The sequence below is a fragment of the Anaeromonas frigoriresistens genome, assembly GCF_016820655.1.
GTDB lineage: Bacteria > Bacillota > Clostridia > Tissierellales > SIT17 > Anaeromonas > Anaeromonas frigoriresistens.
Map to the genome: position 1 here is coordinate 40222 of NZ_WSFT01000040.1, position 17297 is coordinate 57518.

18 protein-coding genes are annotated in these 17297 nt (G+C 28.5%); 16 read left to right on the forward strand and 2 right to left on the reverse strand.

The window, feature by feature from the left end; all coding sequences use genetic code 11:
* Positions 1–7 precede the first annotated feature (7 nt).
* From GOQ27_RS11290 to GOQ27_RS11335, 10 genes are all read left to right on the forward strand, one after another.
* On the forward strand, positions 8–1321 hold the full coding sequence (locus GOQ27_RS11290) for a glutamate--cysteine ligase (protein WP_203366970.1): 1314 nt from the start codon (positions 8–10) through the stop codon (positions 1319–1321).
* Positions 1322–2644, forward strand: coding sequence for a glutathionylspermidine synthase family protein (locus tag GOQ27_RS11295; protein WP_203366971.1), 1323 nt, complete (start codon positions 1322–1324; stop codon positions 2642–2644).
* 3 nt (positions 2645–2647) lie between these two features.
* Positions 2648–3298, forward strand: coding sequence for an alpha/beta fold hydrolase (locus tag GOQ27_RS11300; protein ID WP_203366972.1), 651 nt, complete (start codon positions 2648–2650; stop codon positions 3296–3298).
* A gap of 46 nt (positions 3299–3344) precedes the next feature.
* Positions 3345–4238 carry a hypothetical protein gene (locus tag GOQ27_RS11305; protein WP_203366973.1) on the forward strand — a complete coding sequence of 298 codons (894 nt, stop codon included), beginning with the start codon at positions 3345–3347 and terminating at the stop codon, positions 4236–4238.
* 213 nt (positions 4239–4451) lie between these two features.
* On the forward strand, positions 4452–5825 hold the full coding sequence (locus GOQ27_RS11310; protein ID WP_203366974.1) for an aldehyde dehydrogenase: 1374 nt from the start codon (positions 4452–4454) through the stop codon (positions 5823–5825).
* A gap of 30 nt (positions 5826–5855) precedes the next feature.
* Complete coding sequence (locus tag GOQ27_RS11315) at positions 5856–7052, forward strand: cation diffusion facilitator family transporter (protein WP_203366975.1); 1197 nt, start codon at positions 5856–5858, stop codon at positions 7050–7052.
* 88 nt (positions 7053–7140) lie between these two features.
* Positions 7141–7932, forward strand: coding sequence for an ABC transporter ATP-binding protein (locus GOQ27_RS11320; protein WP_252187815.1), 792 nt, complete (start codon positions 7141–7143; stop codon positions 7930–7932).
* Positions 7919–9580 (forward strand): hypothetical protein, encoded by a 1662-nt coding sequence (locus GOQ27_RS11325; protein ID WP_203366977.1) that lies wholly within the window; start codon positions 7919–7921, stop codon positions 9578–9580. Before GOQ27_RS11320 ends, GOQ27_RS11325 begins: the two co-directional genes overlap by 14 nt.
* Positions 9581–9756: 176 nt before the next feature.
* On the forward strand, positions 9757–10461 hold the full coding sequence (locus tag GOQ27_RS11330; protein WP_203366978.1) for a LytR/AlgR family response regulator transcription factor: 705 nt from the start codon (positions 9757–9759) through the stop codon (positions 10459–10461).
* Between the two features lie 500 nt (positions 10462–10961).
* Positions 10962–11732, forward strand: a complete 771-nt coding sequence (locus GOQ27_RS11335) for a sensor histidine kinase (protein WP_203366979.1) — start codon at positions 10962–10964, stop codon at positions 11730–11732.
* A 63-nt stretch (positions 11733–11795) separates the two neighbouring features.
* Here the strand turns inward: GOQ27_RS11335 and GOQ27_RS11340 are convergent, their stop codons facing one another.
* Positions 11796–11984: a cyclic lactone autoinducer peptide gene (locus GOQ27_RS11340; RefSeq protein ID WP_203366980.1), complete on the reverse strand. Its 189-nt coding sequence runs from the start codon at positions 11982–11984 to the stop codon at positions 11796–11798.
* 359 nt (positions 11985–12343) lie between these two features.
* On the opposite strand from GOQ27_RS11340, the gene GOQ27_RS11345 reads away from it, so the two are divergent.
* The 6 genes from GOQ27_RS11345 to GOQ27_RS11370 all read left to right on the forward strand — a co-directional run bounded on the left by GOQ27_RS11345 (position 12344) and on the right by GOQ27_RS11370 (position 16512).
* Positions 12344–12703, forward strand: a complete 360-nt coding sequence (locus tag GOQ27_RS11345) for a DUF1648 domain-containing protein (protein WP_203366981.1) — start codon at positions 12344–12346, stop codon at positions 12701–12703.
* A gap of 25 nt (positions 12704–12728) precedes the next feature.
* A complete protein-coding gene (locus GOQ27_RS11350; protein ID WP_203366982.1) occupies positions 12729–12914 on the forward strand; it encodes a hypothetical protein in 186 nt (61 codons plus the stop codon).
* A gap of 99 nt (positions 12915–13013) precedes the next feature.
* Positions 13014–13691 (forward strand): Yip1 family protein, encoded by a 678-nt coding sequence (locus GOQ27_RS11355; RefSeq protein ID WP_203366983.1) that lies wholly within the window; start codon positions 13014–13016, stop codon positions 13689–13691.
* 15 nt (positions 13692–13706) lie between these two features.
* Entirely contained in the window at positions 13707–14405 is a 699-nt protein-coding gene (locus tag GOQ27_RS11360; protein WP_203366984.1) for an ABC transporter ATP-binding protein, read from the forward strand.
* Positions 14398–15273: a COG1361 S-layer family protein gene (locus GOQ27_RS11365; protein WP_203366985.1), complete on the forward strand. Its 876-nt coding sequence runs from the start codon at positions 14398–14400 to the stop codon at positions 15271–15273. Before GOQ27_RS11360 ends, GOQ27_RS11365 begins: the two co-directional genes overlap by 8 nt.
* Before the next feature lie 12 nt (positions 15274–15285).
* On the forward strand, positions 15286–16512 hold the full coding sequence (locus GOQ27_RS11370) for an ABC transporter permease (protein WP_203366986.1): 1227 nt from the start codon (positions 15286–15288) through the stop codon (positions 16510–16512).
* A 40-nt stretch (positions 16513–16552) separates the two neighbouring features.
* Here GOQ27_RS11370 and pflA read toward each other — a convergent pair whose 3' ends face one another.
* A complete protein-coding gene (gene pflA, locus GOQ27_RS11375; RefSeq protein WP_203366987.1) occupies positions 16553–17290 on the reverse strand; it encodes a pyruvate formate-lyase-activating protein in 738 nt (245 codons plus the stop codon).
* Positions 17291–17297 lie beyond the last annotated feature (7 nt).

Genomic DNA, 17297 nt, shown 5'->3' on the forward strand with positions numbered 1-17297 from the left:
GATTAATTTGAAGGAGTATTCAATGGATAGACAGATTCAAAGTATAGTTGACTATTTTACAAGTAACAATACTGAAGAAAGAGACTTTAAAGTAGGGGCTGAATTTGAACATTTTATATTAAATAAAGAGACATTAGAAACTGTTCATTATGGTGAAAAATATGGTGTGGCTCATACCTTAGAAAAATTAATAGATAAAGGTTGGCATCCTGAGTATAATCATGGGCATATATTGGGGCTTTCTAAAAAGGATGTAAATATTACTTTAGAGCCAGGAGCTCAATTTGAAGTAAGTATAGATGCAAAAGAGAATATAAAAGATATTGAAAGAATTTATTTAGATTTTCTTAAGGATATAATACCTATTTTAGAGGATAAAAATCAATATCTTGTAAGTATGGGGTACCACCCTGTAAGTAAGATAGATAATATTCCATTTATACCAAAGGAAAGGTATAAACATATGTCTGAGTATTTTAGTGATAAGGGTGTATATGCTCACAACATGATGAAAGGAACTGCGTCTATACAAGTAGCTATAGACTATTCAGACGAAGAGGATTTTAAAAAGAAGTTTAGGTTAGCTAATCTATTATCCCCTATATTATCCCTAATGTTTGATAATAGTCCTATATTTGAAGAAAATATATATCCTAATAATATATTAAGAACAGATATATGGAATAAATGTGATGATGATAGATCAAAGATTGTATCAGGAGCTCTAGACAAAGAATTTGGATTTAAGGAATATACAGAATATATTCTAAATACACCCCCTATATTAATAAAAAAGGATGATGAGTTTTTATTTGTAGGAGATAAATTAGTAAAAGAATTATTTGATCCAGAGCAGTTTACTAAGGAAGAATTAGAGCATATTATGACAATGTTTTTCCCTGATGTAAGAGCTAAAGGATTCATTGAGATAAGAATGATGGATGCTGTACCTTACCCTCTAAACTTAGCAGGAGTAGCTTTGATAAAAGGTATAATGTACTCTAATTATAATATTAATGAATTATTAAATGTATTTAAAGGATGGAATAATAATAAAATAGACAGACTAAAAAAAGAAATAATCAGTGATGGATTTGAAGCTAATATAGAAGAGTTAGATATAAAAGAATTAATTGATCAAGTTATAGATTTAGCTTATGAGAAGCTAGAAAATGAGGAGAAATCATATTTAGAGCCATTAAAAGAAATGGTCTCCCATAAAAAAAACCCTGCTATTATAGTGAAGAAAAACATACATAAAGGATTAGAGAATAGTCTTAAATGTTGTATTCTTAATAATTTATCCTTGGAGGAAAATTAAATGAATAGAAAACAAATTGATAAGCAATATATAAATATGATATTAGAAAATAAAGAAGAATACTATAAGGATTATATAAGAACAAAAGAAAGAGTGAAGGATTCTAAGGCCACTTATAAAGGTCAGCCAGTTCCTTTTTTATATATGCCAAAGTTTTATACAGATGAAGATATAGAAAATTTTAGAAATTTAACTACTGTTATGAGCTCTATATTTAATAAAGTAATTGATAAATTTTTACAGGATGAAAACTATAGATTGAAATTTAAATTTCCTAATTGGATAAATGATCTTATATTATTGCCCAAGCAATATGATTCATATTTTCCTATGGCAAGATTTGATATTTTTTATGACTATGATGGTAATTTTAAATTTTGTGAGATAAATACTGATGGAACTTCAGCTATGAATGAAGAAAGAGAACTATCAAGGGTATTTATGGATTCTAAAGGAGTAGAAGATTTTAAAGAAGAATTTAACTTTGAACCCTTTGAGTTATTTGAAACTTGGATAGATGAAGTACTAAATATATATAAAGAGAAGCATACTAAATCAAATCCTGCTATTGCAATAGTGGACTTTGTAAGTAAATCTTCAATGGAGGAATTTATTGAATTTAGAGATAGATTCAGAAAAAGAGGGTTATGGTGTGAGATAATCAGTCCTGATGAATTAGAATACAAAGATGGATATCTATATTCTGGAAATAAAATGATAGATATAGTATATAGAAGATTAGTTACAAAGGATTTAATGGATAATAAAGATGATATTAATGATTTTATAGAAGGAATAAAATCAAGCAATACAACAATAATTGGTCCTCTTAAATCTCAAATAGTTCATAATAAAATAATATTTAAAATACTTCAAGAAGAGGAGACTCTAAACTTACTCACAGAAGAAGAAAGAAACTTTGTAATAAGACATATACCTTTTACCAAAGAGTTAGATTTAGCAAATCTAGATATTGATGAAATTATTAAAAATAAAGGTAAATATATAATTAAACCTATGGATTTCTATGCTTCTAAAGGAGTATATGCTGGGAAGGAACATTCTAAGGAAAAATGGGAACAATATCTAAAACAGTGTAATGATAATAACTATCTAATTCAAGAATATTTTAATCCACCAGAAACAGAAATGATTGATTTTGAAGAAGGAAGCACATTAAAATCATTTAAAAATATAACTGGATTATATATTTATAATGAAAATTTTTATGGAGTATATTCAAGAGTAGGTAAAAAGGCAATAATATCTGGTATACATGATGGATATACTTTACCTACATTTCATACTAGAAAGAAGGGATAAAAATTGGATAGACATAAAATAGTATTGGTACATGGCTATTTTAGAACGTCTAGGGATATGAAAAAGATGAAAGGTTATTTAGTTGATTTAGGATATGATGCAATATGTGTTGGTCTTCCATTAACTTTTTCGGAAATTGATAATGGGTTATCTAAATTTTCCTTGTTGTTTGAAGATATTGTGAAAAAATTAGATAAAAAAGAGAAAATAAGTATGGTAGGACATAGTACCGGTGGACTTGTCATAAGAAAATTTCTTTTGGAAAATTCTCAGTATATTAATTATGTAGATAAGTGTATACTGATTTCTACTCCTAATAATGGCAGTGAGATAGCAGATATTGTGAATACATATTTAAAAGTTTTTCCTAGGGTATTTAGAACTATAAAATCTTTGGTTTCTGATAAGGTTGCAGAGATTGACTCTCTTTCTGATAAGGATATAAAGATAGGTGGAATCGCAGGAAATAAATCCAACCTCATAACATCAAGACTTTTATCAGATATTAGTGATGGCAGAGTTACGGTAGCCTCAGTAAAGCATGAAGACTTAGATGATTTTGTTATTTTACCCTATAATCATACTGAAATTCATCACAGAAAAGAGACAGCAGAGTATATTCATAATTTTATTCAAAATGATAGATTTAAATAGATTAAAATAATCACCTTAGGAAATACTATTCTTGAGGTGATTATTTATGAAAAGAAAAGCTTTGATATTTTTCATATTAGCTCTAATTATATTATCTTCCTGTAGTCAACAAGCAGAACAACCTAAAACTGATGAAAAAAAAGATAAGGTATCAGAAGAGCTAGTAAAGATTCAAGAGAGTAATAAAACTGCAATAGAAGATTTAGAAAAAATAATGGAGAAAGTAGAAGAACCTATTTTTGTAGAAGTAAAGGATGAAGCAGATAAAAAGCAAGAAGAAGAATCTGGAGGTGGAGAGACTGGAGGATCAGAAGGTCAGGAGCAAGGCCAAGGTCAACAGCCTTTAATACCTCCTGAAGAAAAAACTTACGAAGAGAAAAAAGAAGAAGAGAATATAAAAAAACAAGAAGAAATAGAAAAGATGTGGATGAGCTTAAGTACAAAGGTAGAAGGTATACATAACAGCTGGAATAATTTTAAGATAACAGCCATAGAAGAAGGTGTAGATACTAAGTCTATAGCTACAACAGACAGTGCATTAAATAGTTTAACCATAGCAATAGGAAAAAAGGAACTAATGACTTCAATAAAAGAGGGAAATAAAATGACTCTTTCTTTGGCTAATTACTTTGATGTGTATAAAGGAAATGTTCAAGGAGACTTTAATAGAATCACATATACTGTAACAGAGACATATATACAGGCTTTAGAAGATAATTGGGATAAGGCCCAATCAATAGCCTTGGAATATGAAGAGTATTTTTCTCGATTAAGACAAAAGATAGAATTAGAAAAAAAGGATGAAAAGCTTTTAGATACTTTAGAAATATCTATAAGAGATCTAATAAGCTCCCTTAAATATAAGGATGCTGATTTAGTTAAGATAAAAAGGGGTGTAGTATTAACAAATATAGAAAGAGTAAATGAAGCTGCTAAATAAAATAATGTATTTTAAGATTCTTCACTGGATTCAGAATGACAATATAATCAATAGATCCTTCACTATGTACCTGTCATCCTGAGAGAAGCGAAGGATCTTATCTTTTAAGATTCTTCACTACGTTCAGTAGGACAATCAATACATAGTATATATATGATAGTGACCTAAAATTAAGGGTAAAAATGTTATAACACTAAATAAGGGGGAAATCTAATGCAAGATTTTAAAGAGATTATAAAAGATCAAAAAGAGTTTTTCTATACTGGAAAAACTAAGGATGTATCTTTTCGAATAGATATGCTTAAAAGATTAAAGGATTCTATAGAGAGACACGAAAAAGAAATAAGTGAAGCCTTATATAAAGATTTAAAAAAATCTACATTTGAATCCTTTGAAACAGAGATAGGAGTAATTTTAAAAGAGATAAATCATGCAATAGATAGTGTGAAAAAATGGAGTAAACCAAAGAAAGTAAAAACTCTTTATTTTCATTTTCCAGCAAAGAGTATGATATACAAAGAACCCTACGGAGTAGTATTTATAATATCTCCTTGGAATTATCCTTTTCAACTAACAGTGTCTCCACTTATTGGAGCTATAGCATCAGGAAACTGTAGCATACTTACTGTATCACAAAAGGCTACTAATACATCTGCTATATTAGATAAAATAATTTCTGAAAGTTTTAGTGAGGACTTTGTTAAGTTTATTCCAGGAGGGAGTTCAGTAGCTAAGGATATTTTAGAAGAAGATTTAGACTATATCTTCTTTACGGGAAGTGTATCGGTAGGTAAAAAGATAATGAAGTCAGCAAGTTCTAAACTCACCCCTGTAACATTAGAACTAGGAGGGAAGAGTCCTTCTATAGTGGATAAAGATACAGATATATCTTTAACTGCTAAACGGATGATATGGGGAAAGTTCATAAACGCAGGTCAGACCTGTATAGCACCGGACTATGCCTTGGTACATAAGGATATAAAGAATAAATTAGTAGATGAGATGAAAAAATATATAGTAGGTTTTTACGGGGAAAATCCCATGGAAAGTGAAGCTTACCCTAGAATAGTAAATGAAGATCATTTTGATAAAGTATCCAAGCTTTTACTAGATGGAAAGATAATTCATGGTGGAAGAACTGATAGAGAAGAGTTATATATAGAACCTACTTTAATTGATAATGTATCTTGGGATGATAAAATAATGGAAGATGAGATATTCGGTCCTATCCTTCCTATAATAGAATATGAAAACATATTTGAAGTGGTAGATAAGCTTCAGTCTTTACCTAAGCCTTTGGCATTATATTTATTTACTGATAATGAAAAGATTGAAAAAAAGGTCATTGAAGATATATCCTATGGAGGTGGATGTGTAAATGATACAATCCTTCATCTATCCTCCCCCTATCTACCCTTTGGAGGAGTAGGAAATAGTGGCATAGGTAGCTATCATGGTAAAAAAAGCTTTGATACCTTTACCCATGAGAAGAGTGTATTTAAAAATTCTAAGAAATTTGATCTTAAATTTAGGTATCCTCCCTTTAGCAAAACAGGATTGAAGTTACTGAAGAAGGTATTAAAATAATATTGATTATGTCTTTACACAGGAGGAAGTATGATTACAGAATATATACTAAAAATAGCTTTAAAGGATAAGGATAATTACAATAATAAAGATTATAGAGGAAAAATAGGGTACATCTCAGGAGTTGTAGGTGTAGTTATAAACCTATTATTAGCTATACTGAAGTTAGTAATAGGCTTATTACTGTCATCTATAGCAGTAACAGCTGATGCCTTCAATAACTTAGCAGATGCTGCATCTTCTGTAATGACTATAGTTGGATTTAAGATTTCAAATACACCTCCAGATAAAAATCATCCCTATGGTCATGGAAGATTAGAGCACATTACCACATTGATTATAGCATTTTTGATTATGTTTGTAGGATTTCAATTTGCAAAATCTTCATTTGATAGGATAATAAATCCCAAACCTGTAGAGTTTAGATTGTTATTATTCATTTTTTTAATTATTTCAATAGGGATGAAGCTATGGTTGAGCTCTTTTAATAAAAAGTTAGGTAAAAAAATAGATTCTTCAGCATTAAAAGCAGTATCAATAGATTCATTATGGGATGCATTTGTTACACTTATAGTGGCTTCATCTTTAGTATTATCACTAGTAACTGATATTCCAGTAGATGGATATATAGGTATAGTAGTTTCTATTATGATTTTTTATTCTGGGTACACTTTGATAAAAGATGCAGTTAGTGAATTAATAGGAGAAGCACCTAGTCAGGAACTTATAGAAAAGATTATATCCGGTGTAATGTCTTATGAATATATCTCAGGAGTCCACGACCTAAAGGTACATCAATATGGAGTAGGTAGGATACTTGCTACAATTGATGCAGAGATACCTCCTAATATTGATGTTGTTACTATTCATAATGTTATAGACCAAGCAGAAAGGGAATTAGGTGAAGAACTTGATATAGAAATGGTAATACATATGGATCCTGTAGGTATAAAAATAGAAGAGAAAAATAAAGTAATAAATGAACTAAGAGATAAATTAAAATACAATCACTTGATTAAATCAATTCATGACTTTAATATAGTTGAAAAGAAAGGTGAAAAACACATAATATTTGATGTTACCTTAGATGGAAACAAATTAGATAAGCAATTTTCACTAAATGATTTTAAAACAGAATTAGTTGAAATAATAAAAAATATTGATAAAGAGCTTCGTTGTGATATAAATGTTTCAATAGATTATCATGATATAACTACATTAATTTAGGACACTATAAATCTAGTGTTCTATTTTTATACTATAAAATAATCAGAAGATTATGTTATAATATTATCATATGAAAAGGAGGGAAATTATGGAATCTATTATATCTATTAGAAACTTAAATAAATCCTTTGGTAGTAAAAGAGTTTTAAAGGACATTAATTTAGAGATTAATAAAGGAGAAATAATAGGATACATAGGACCAAATGGAGCAGGAAAGAGTACAACAGTTAAGATAATGCTAGGTTTATTAGAAGAGTATGAAGGGGAAATAGAGATATTTGGAAAGAATATCAAGGATGATCCTGTAAAGTATAAGAAACGAATAGGATATGTACCGGAAACAGCTGATATATATGATAATCTAACTGCTAGAGAGTATCTTACTTTCATAGGTGAATTATATGGGATGGAATATGAGGAAGTAGATAAAAAAGCAGAAGAATTGATGGAATTATTTGATATAAGAGAAGTATATGATGGAAGAATTAACTCCTTTTCTAAAGGAATGAAACAAAAGGTGATTATTATTTCAAGTCTTTTAAATGATCCTGATATATTGTTTCTAGATGAACCTTTAAGCGGAATAGATGCTAATAGTGTTATGGTAATAAAAGAAGTATTATCAGAATTAGTTAAACAAGGCAAGACAATATTCTACTCATCTCATATTATGGAGGTAGTGGAGAAACTAAGTGATAGGATAATTCTACTTGCAGACGGAAAAATAGTAGCAGATGGAAGTATGGAGGATTTAAAATCTCAATTAGAGGGTTCATTGGAAAGTATATTTAATCAATTAACAGGATTTAATGAGCATTCAAAAATTGCTCAAGGTATAGTATCCACTATAAAAAGAGGTGCTGTAGATGAAGGATTATAGAATGTTAAGTTTTCTTGATTTATTTAGAGGATTTTTTAATAGAATGAAAATAGATTATCCTACTATGAGAAAGATTCTTCAAGTGAAATTATTACTTGATAGTAGAAGGGTTTCAACTATACAAGTGAATAATGACAATATTAAACAAAATGAAGATAAAAATTATTTTATACGCTCATTACCTGTTTATACTTTTATAGGACTATTCTTCATATTTTTTATATTAATTTCTGATAACTATATATTTTCCATGAGTTTTGTATTTGGAGCATTTATGGTAATGATGATGGCTTCTTTGATATCAGATTTTAGTTCAGTTTTATTAGATGTAAGGGATAAGGTTATAGTTCTTACAAAGCCAGTAGATAATAGAACCCTTAATATGGCTAAAGTATTACATGTTTTCTATTACATATTTATGATTACTATGGCCATGATGCTACCTTCATTGATAACATCCTTAATCGTAAGAGGGATAGGGTTTTTTCTAATATTTCTTTTTTTAGTGATAGTAGTGGACTTATTTATAATAATGTTCACAGCTCTAGTATATATAGTTATATTGAAGGTTTTCAGTGGAGAGAAATTAAAGGATATAATTAATTATGTTCAAATAGGATTATCTTTCTTTATTATGATATCTTACCAATTGATAGGAAGAGTATTTGAGTTTTCTGAAGTCTTTGATATTAGTTTTAAACCTACTTGGTGGAGTTATCTTTTACCTCCAATATGGTTTTCTTCTACTTTCGAATTATTATTCAAAAATAATAGGGAAAGTTATGTCCTTATATATTCAGCCTTGGCATTACTCGTACCTATTGCTTCTATAATTATATACATTAAATTAATTCCAACCTTTGAAAGAAATTTACAAAAGTTAAATGAAGCAGATTCCAAAGGGAAAAAGAAAAATAAAATTAATAATATAATAGGAAAAATAATATGTAGCAATAAGGAAGAAAGAAGCTTTTATAATTTTGCTACTAATATTATAAAGAATGAAAGAAACTTTAAACTCAAAGTATATCCTAGTTTAGGATTTAGTTTGATATTTCCTTTTATTATGATTATCACCTCTATTATGGATAATGGTATTAAAGGAGTAGCTAATTCCAAACTGTATTTTTCAATATATTTTACAGGGCTTATGTTGACTACTATTATTCATATGTTAAGATTTTCTGATAATTATAAAGGGGCATGGATATATAACTTCTTTTCAGTAAATCATGCTAATGTATATAGAGGAACATTAAAGGCTATGTTTATTAATTTGGTAACACCCATATTTATTTTGATAAGTATAATATTTTTATATTTATTTAAAGGGAGGATTATATCGGATTTAATAATAGGATATCTTAGTTTACTTTTAACTATCTATGTACTTCATAAAATTGGAGATAAAGTTTTGCCTTTTTCAGAAACTTATGGGACTACTAAAAGTGGAAATATATTAGAGTTTATAAAACTCTTATTAGTATTTGGAGTTTTAATAGGTCTACATTTTGGAACTACTTTTATTCCCTTTGGTAAGTATTTTTATATTTTGATATTAATAGTACTAAATAAAGTAGCCTGGAAATATGGATTTAAGGAGAAGAAAGTTGGTAGTTATAGTCAAGAAAATGTATCATTAAATTGATTTAATTATTTTAGAATATAATAATATATAAATCTCAATTCCATTTTATTTTTAAATTGAATTGAGATTTTTTATATGTTAGTAAATAAATTGAAATTATTGCTAATAATTGGTATAATCTACAGTATGATATCAAAAGACTATAAAAAATAAGGGTATTGACAGGGGTGATCTTGTTGGGGAAAATAATAATAGTTGAAGATGATGTTGCTATAAGAGATGGTTTGAAGTTTATGGTAAAAGATATGGATAAGGATCTAGAAGTCATAACCACAGGATTTGCAACTAAAGCTTTAGACTATTCTAAAAAAAATAAAATAGATGCTTTCTTCTTAGATATTCAGTTAGAGGACTATTCAGGGATAAAATTAGCTAAAGAAATAAGGGAAATAAGTACATATAAATTTACACCTATAGTTTTTATTACTGCAGTACCAACTAGAGAGTTAGAGGCTTTTAGAGAAGTACATTGCTATGATTATATTATAAAGCCTTTTACAAAAGAAGAAGTAAAAGATGTTTTAAGTACCATAATAAATTATAGTGTTAAGAATAAAGAAAAAAATAAGTCTATTAGATTTAAACAGAAAGAATATACGTGTGTTATAGGACAAGCTGATATTAAGTATATAGAATCAAAAAATAGAAAGTTATTTATAGAGACTAAAGAAGAACAGTTTGTTATTTCCACATATACATTGAAATCAGTTTTAGAGGAATTAAGTAGTGACTTCATTCGCTGCCATAAAGGATTCATTGTTAATACCAATTTCATAAAAAAAATAGATAAGAATAATAAACTTATTTATTTAAAAGATACTGCTAATCCTATTTCTATTGGAAGAAAGTATAAAGAAAATTTACAAGGCGATCTTATATGACAATACTAGAATCCTTAATTATGTCATTTTTTGATATCACAGCTTATATAATAGTCTCTAATAGTTTGATAAAATGGAAAATTAATAATATAAGAAAAATAATTTTTTATATATTATGTTTTTCTGCTACTATGATTCCAATAGAAATGTTTTTTTAAAAAGAGTATCACACTTTATTAAGTATATCTTTATTATTAATATTAACATTTTTACTTTATAAAAAAAGTATTATTAAAACAATTTATATATGGATAATATCAATCATTATAGTACTTATCGCTCAATTTGTTTCTTTTATACCCTTAAGAATGATTGTAGGAGATATATATTATAATTTTTACAATGGTTTAATTGCACAAAAAATATTTATTTGTTTTGCTATTTTAGTATCATATAAACTACCTATATATGTGTTACTAGAATATGTAAAGAAGACAAATAGAGTATTTGTGTATTTAATTATTAATATATTCGTTGTCTTAGTATCCATTTTAATCTATTTGAAGCTAGATATATATAGTATTTTAGAAAACTTTATTCTTTTCTCAGTTTTATCTTTAAGTATGATTTTTATTAATCTTGTTATATTAAAGAATGGGTTGAGAAATGAATATGAATCTAGACAATTACAATTATATGACAAATATATACCTATTATAGAAGATTTAATAAGTGAGGTAAGAAAAAAACAACATGAATTTGATAATCATATACAAGCTTTAAACATGATCGTATATACTAATGATAATAAAGAAGATATAGTTGATAATTTGAAAAAGTATACAGAAGATTTAAGTTATACAAATAGATTAGGGGCTTTAATTAAATTGAAAAATAAAGTCCTAGCTGGATTTATCTATAGTAAAGAAAATGAAGCTCGAGAAAAGGAAATTGAATTTCACATTAAAATAACTAATTACGATATAGATACTAGGCTAAAAGACTTTGAATTAGTAGAAATTATAGGTAATTTAGTAGATAATGCTTTTGAAACAGAGGTACAAGATAATGTAGTAGAATTAATAATATCTAGGGAGAATAATCTTAGTATTATTGAGATTTATAATAAATACCCTCATATAAAACAAGCTGAAATAAAAATTTTTTTTAGAAAAGAATATTCAACAAAATCTAAAAAAAGTAGGGGATACGGTCTTTATAATGTAAAAGAAATTTTAGATAAATATAATATGAGCGTTGAAGTTAGGAATCAACATAGAGCAGAATATAATTCCAATTTCCTTGTATTTAAAGTAGTATTTATACAATAATTAAAAAAGAGATGATAAGATTCATTAATGAACCCTATCATCTCTCTTTTTATAGGGAAGTTATTAATTTGCGATATTCTCTTTTAGTTTTTCTGGACATTCGGGTTCTCCCCAAAAGAAGACACAGGCTGATTTTGATAAATTGTTTATTATAACCTGCAAAGTATATCTAAGCTTTATACTATCAAGTTCTTGCAAATATAGATTATTATTAAAATATACATGAATAATATCTACCAATTTATCAGCCAACATATCTATTTTTTTTTACATTTATTCCTTTATTTCGAAAGGACATATATTTAAAAATTGTAAAGCCAAATGGACAAACGACATGTCATGTTGTTCATCCCGATAAAAGTGTTGTTTATCCATTTATTATTGATAAATATATATCAAAACAATAATATAAAGTTAAATAAGTGTGAAAATTAGGTATTAATAAAAAGATAAAGCCAAAGGGGTTAAAATGAGATTTAATAAAAACAATTTAATGAACTATATAATTAATATTTTAGGTATTTTTTCAGTTGTTATTTTCTTAATATTTTTATTTTATTTATAAGTTTGGTGAGTTAATGAATTTTCAATTTTAGAGGGAGAATTTCAAAATGCTAAGATGTTTTTTATATAAACTATTTAAAATAAATCATGGAGATTCTGATGAGTCACAAGTAAGGACTTATCATAAGATTAATCTAACAATTGTAATCATATGTTTCATTTGGAATGCTATAATGTACTTTTTCTTTCCTAAGGAGATACCTATGCAATGGGACTTAAGTGGAAACCCTACATGGACATTACCAAGTATACTAGGAATATGGGTTATTCCTAGTATATTACTGTACACAGCGTTTTCTATGAAAGTGAGAGAGAAACTAGATGTTGGGAGTACTGCTGTTATGATCTTCAGGGGAGTAATGGATATTGGTATATATGGATATCTGGCACTATCCAATATTATTTAAGTAGATATTATGAGGTGATATTAAAATGTTTAAAACTGCAAAGAGACTTTTAATTACTGAAGGTATTCTAGTTTTAATGTTTATATTATTAATAGCTTTAGTAACTTTTGATTATGTATCTTACAATCAAATAAAATATTTAGTATATTTGATCTTGATACTTAACCCAATCATTGGAATAAAATTTCTTAGGTTAAAGGGAGGTAAATAAGTAATTATTACAACTTTATTAAAATTTTCACAAATAAGAGGAATAATTAAAAATTTATAGAATTATATTTTAAAGATAACTAATAAAGGGAGTGTTAAAATGAATGAGAAAGATTTAATGAATGAAAAGGATACAATTAATGAGAATCAAAGTATATTTGAAAGGATAAAGTACTATCTTATCAAACCTAATAAGTTTTTTCAGAATTATAAGGAAAATCCAAAGGTAGCTATTCATTTGATTATACTGTTGATCATATCATCTATAACTGCAGTTATTACTAAAAATAAGGCAATGAGTGCAGTAGATGAAAATTTTGGAGGGTTAAGTGGACAAGAGCTGGAATCAGTTAAAAATATTACTAATATAGTTACATCACCAGCAGCCATTATTTTAATGACTATCGTTTTTTCAATAATAACATATTTACTTTTCGCGCTGTTTAGATACATATTTGTTAAGCTTGTTCATGGAGAAGGTAGATTTAAACAGATGTTTGCAATAGTTTTAGTTACATCCTATCCTGTAACAATAGTAGCATTGATAAAGAGTTTCTTACCTTTAGATGCAGAAGTATCCATGTTAGATTCTTTTTTATCAAAAGTTAATATTTTTAGTATATGGCAATTAGTACTACTTATTATTGGTATGTCAGTAGTGTTCAATATATCTAAAAAGAAAAGTATTATCATAAATATAGTAATATTTTTAGTTAGTCTTAGCTTTATATTAGGTGGTACTTACTTAAACTCAATGGCTACAACAATGATTCAATAGATAGTAGGTGATTAGGTGGAAGAAATTATAAAACTTCAAGGAGTCTCTCAGCATTACACACTAGGAGGAAGTACAGTAAAGGCATTAGATGAGGTAGATTTAGGTATTATATCAGGAGAATTAACAGCTTTAATAGGGCCTTCTGGGTCAGGTAAGTCAACCTTGCTAAATGTTACTGGGGGACTCATTAAGCCAACAATGGGAGATGTGACTATAAAAGAAAGCAAAATGACAGACTTATCAGAGAATGGAATGTGTTTATTTCGTAGGGATAATATAGGATTTATATTTCAATCCTTTAATCTAAACCCTACATTGACGGCTCTGGAAAATGTAATGATGCCTTTGATATATGCTAGAGTAGCATCCCATAAAAGAAAAGATATGGCAAGTCATGCTTTGAAGCTAGTGGGCTTAGATGATAGAAAGGATCATAAACCTGGAGAACTATCAGGAGGCCAACAACAAAGGGTTAGTATAGCAAGGGCATTAGTAAATAACCCTGAAATTGTTCTATGTGATGAGCCTACTGGAAATCTTGACTCGGATACAGGTAGAGAAATATTGGAATTAATAACTAGAATGAATAGAGAAAGCAAGGTTACATTTATAATTGTTACCCATGACATTAACGTGGCAAATATCTGTGATAGGATAGTAACTCTTAAAGATGGTAAGATAATGAAGGATGAGAGGAAGGGAAAGAATGAATAAAAAGGGTTTTGTTATAGGGATAGTCTTTATGATTATGCTTTTAGTATCTACAAATGTATATGCTGCACCTAAAAGTCCAGCGTTGATAATATCCGAGTACAAAATTGAAGGGGAGAAAGTGTCCCCTGGAGACAACTTTAAGTTAAAGTTAACATTAGATAATTATGGGGAGTATCATGCGAGAAAGATAAAGGTTACTCTAAAGGATAAATCAGAAGAACAGGTAACTACAGATCAGCCTCAAGGAGAAGAATCAGCAAAGTTGGAGAATTTTTCTCCTATAAACCAGAGTAATGTACAGTATGTTTCCATTATTAAAGCAGATGAAAATAAAGAAATAGTATATGATTTATATGCTTCTCCACAAATGGAACCAGGTAATTATAACCTAGTAGTATCTTTAAGTTATATGGATTCTAATGGAAGACAGTATACTGAGGATCAGATAATAGGAGTATTATTAGGGGAGAAAGAAAGTATTCAAGTTTTAGGTAAGGAAAATTATAAATCTTCATTTCCAGGAGAGCCTATAGAATCTACAGTAAATATAGTGAATAATGGTACTGCTGAAGTAAAAGGAGTTACTGTATCGGTTGAAGGAGAAGGGGATAATAACTATACTGAATACTTAGGTAACTTTAATAGTGGTGATTTTGATAGCTATACCTTTGATGCATTTTTTGAGGAAGAAGGAGAACATAAATTAGAGGTTAAAGTTAGTTATATTGATAGTTTAAACAAAACATCAGAAATAGAGAAGGAATTAGTATATAATATTGAATCCGATGATGAAGCTTCCAATAATTCTAAAGGGGAAAAAGAGGGAAATTGGTTTACAAGATTTATTAAAGGCATATTCGGATTTTAGTGGGTGAAAAATATGATTGATAAAGACATAATCAAGTTTGCATGGATGAGTCTATGGAGGCGAAAATTAAGAACTATATTGACTCTTATTGGGATTATGATAGGAACTGCTGGTATAATCACAATGGTATCTTTAGGGATAGGACTAGAGAAAAGTGTTACTGGAGAATTTGAAGGAAGCAATATGACAAGTATTGAGGTATATCCTGGTGAAGATATGGGACCATCGGGAGCGGAAACTGTGAAGGTACTAAAAGATGATAATGTAAATAAGATTAAACAGATGGATGGTGTAAAGGCTGTTACCCCTATATATCAGACTTATGGGGAATTAACTATAGGGAGAGAAACAATAGATGCCACTTATACTGGTATTGATATGACTGAAGCAGAAGAATTAGGATATAAACTAGTTGATGGTAGATTTCCTAGAAGTAGTGAAGTGATTTTAGGGTCAAATCTACTTGAACAGTTAGTATCAAGAACAGGTAAAGATAACTTTTTAAGAAAATCAGCTAAAATCATTCTATCCTCTATAGAAGGGAATGTAGAATCTACTGAATTTAGAACAAGGGTAGGGGGTATTCTTGAGTCTAGTGGAGGAGCAGAAGACTATTCTGTAACCATGGATGTAGATAAATTAGTTGAATATGTAGAAAAGAGTACCAATGAAAAAAATATAATTGATAATCAGGGCTACTCAAGTATTAAAGTAGTAGCTACAGATATGGATGTAATGGATAGCTTATCTAGAGAGATTAATGATGCAGGATATATGTCCTTTTCTATGAAGGATATTTTAGAGTCAATAGGTAGTGTATTTAAATTTGTTCAATTATTCCTTGGCGGGGTTGGAAGTATAGCGTTAGTTGTTGCAGCTGTAGGAATAACCAATACTATGATAATGTCTACATATGAGAGAACAAAGGAAATAGGAGTAAATAAGGTAATTGGTGCATCTATAAAGGATATAAGAAAACAATTTTTATATGAGGCTACTTTTATAGGGTTGCTAGGAGGAATATCAGGATTAATATTCAGTTATATTTTATCTATGATAATTAACTTTATTGCAACTATGTCTTTACAGGGAGAAACTACAATAAAAGTAACCCAAATACCTATATGGTTAGCTTTATTTGCTATTGTATTCTCAACTATTGTAGGAATATTAGCTGGACTATATCCAGCTAATAAAGCAGCAAAGATAAGTGTGTTAGAAGCATTAAGAACAGAATAGAATGTTAGATATTAAAATAGAGCACTGGATGTCCAGTGCTCTATTGATCTATTATATTTATTCCTTCTTCTTTAAATATCTTAACTGCTTTTTCTACTGATTCCTCAGATGGGGAAGGGGTGTCTTTAAGCTTATATTCATATCCTAGTTCTTCCCATTTGAATTCACCCATTTTGTGGAAGGGGAGAAGTTCTACTCTCTCTAAGTTGTTCAAGGTTGATAAGAATTTAGCTAAAGCTCTGATGTCTTCTTCTTTATCTGTTAAGTTAGGGACTAATACATATCTTATCCATGTAGGCTTGTTTATCTCAGATAAATACTTAGCTAATCTTATAGTAGGGTCACTACTTACTCCTGTTAGATCCTTATAAAGAGTAGGATTGAAAGATTTAATATCTAGTAAAACTAAATCTGTATAATCTAATACTTCTTTAACATTATCTAATGGAATAAAACCAGAAGTATCTAATGCAGTATGAATACCTTCTTTTTTACAACGTTTAAATATTTCCTTTACAAACTTAGGCTGTAATAAAGGTTCTCCTCCTGTCATGGTAACACCACCACCGGAGAATTTCATATATGATTTGTATTTTTTTATTCTAGACATTAACTCATCTGTTGATATTTCTGATCCATCATTTACCTTCCATGTATCGGGATTATGACAGTATTGACATCTTAAGGGGCATCCTTGAGTAAATACTACAAATCTTACTCCCGGACCATCTACAGTACCACAAGTTTCTATGGAATGAATATTACCTTTTACACTCATCATATCC

Coding starts and splice junctions, on each gene's coding strand:
- GOQ27_RS11295 (WP_203366971.1), top strand. CDS start 1,322: ATGAATAGAAAACAAATTGATAAGCAATATATAAATATGATATTAGAA.
- GOQ27_RS11305 (WP_203366973.1), top strand. CDS start 3,345: ATGAAAAGAAAAGCTTTGATATTTTTCATATTAGCTCTAATTATATTA.
- GOQ27_RS11310 (WP_203366974.1), top strand. CDS start 4,452: ATGCAAGATTTTAAAGAGATTATAAAAGATCAAAAAGAGTTTTTCTAT.
- GOQ27_RS11315 (WP_203366975.1), top strand. CDS start 5,856: ATGATTACAGAATATATACTAAAAATAGCTTTAAAGGATAAGGATAAT.
- GOQ27_RS11320 (WP_252187815.1), top strand. CDS start 7,141: ATGGAATCTATTATATCTATTAGAAACTTAAATAAATCCTTTGGTAGT.
- GOQ27_RS11325 (WP_203366977.1), top strand. CDS start 7,919: ATGAAGGATTATAGAATGTTAAGTTTTCTTGATTTATTTAGAGGATTT.
- GOQ27_RS11345 (WP_203366981.1), top strand. CDS start 12,344: ATGCTAAGATGTTTTTTATATAAACTATTTAAAATAAATCATGGAGAT.
- GOQ27_RS11350 (WP_203366982.1), top strand. CDS start 12,729: ATGTTTAAAACTGCAAAGAGACTTTTAATTACTGAAGGTATTCTAGTT.
- GOQ27_RS11355 (WP_203366983.1), top strand. CDS start 13,014: ATGAATGAGAAAGATTTAATGAATGAAAAGGATACAATTAATGAGAAT.
- GOQ27_RS11365 (WP_203366985.1), top strand. CDS start 14,398: ATGAATAAAAAGGGTTTTGTTATAGGGATAGTCTTTATGATTATGCTT.
- GOQ27_RS11370 (WP_203366986.1), top strand. CDS start 15,286: ATGATTGATAAAGACATAATCAAGTTTGCATGGATGAGTCTATGGAGG.
- pflA (WP_203366987.1), bottom strand. CDS start 17,290: ATGAGTGTAAAAGGTAATATTCATTCCATAGAAACTTGTGGTACTGTA.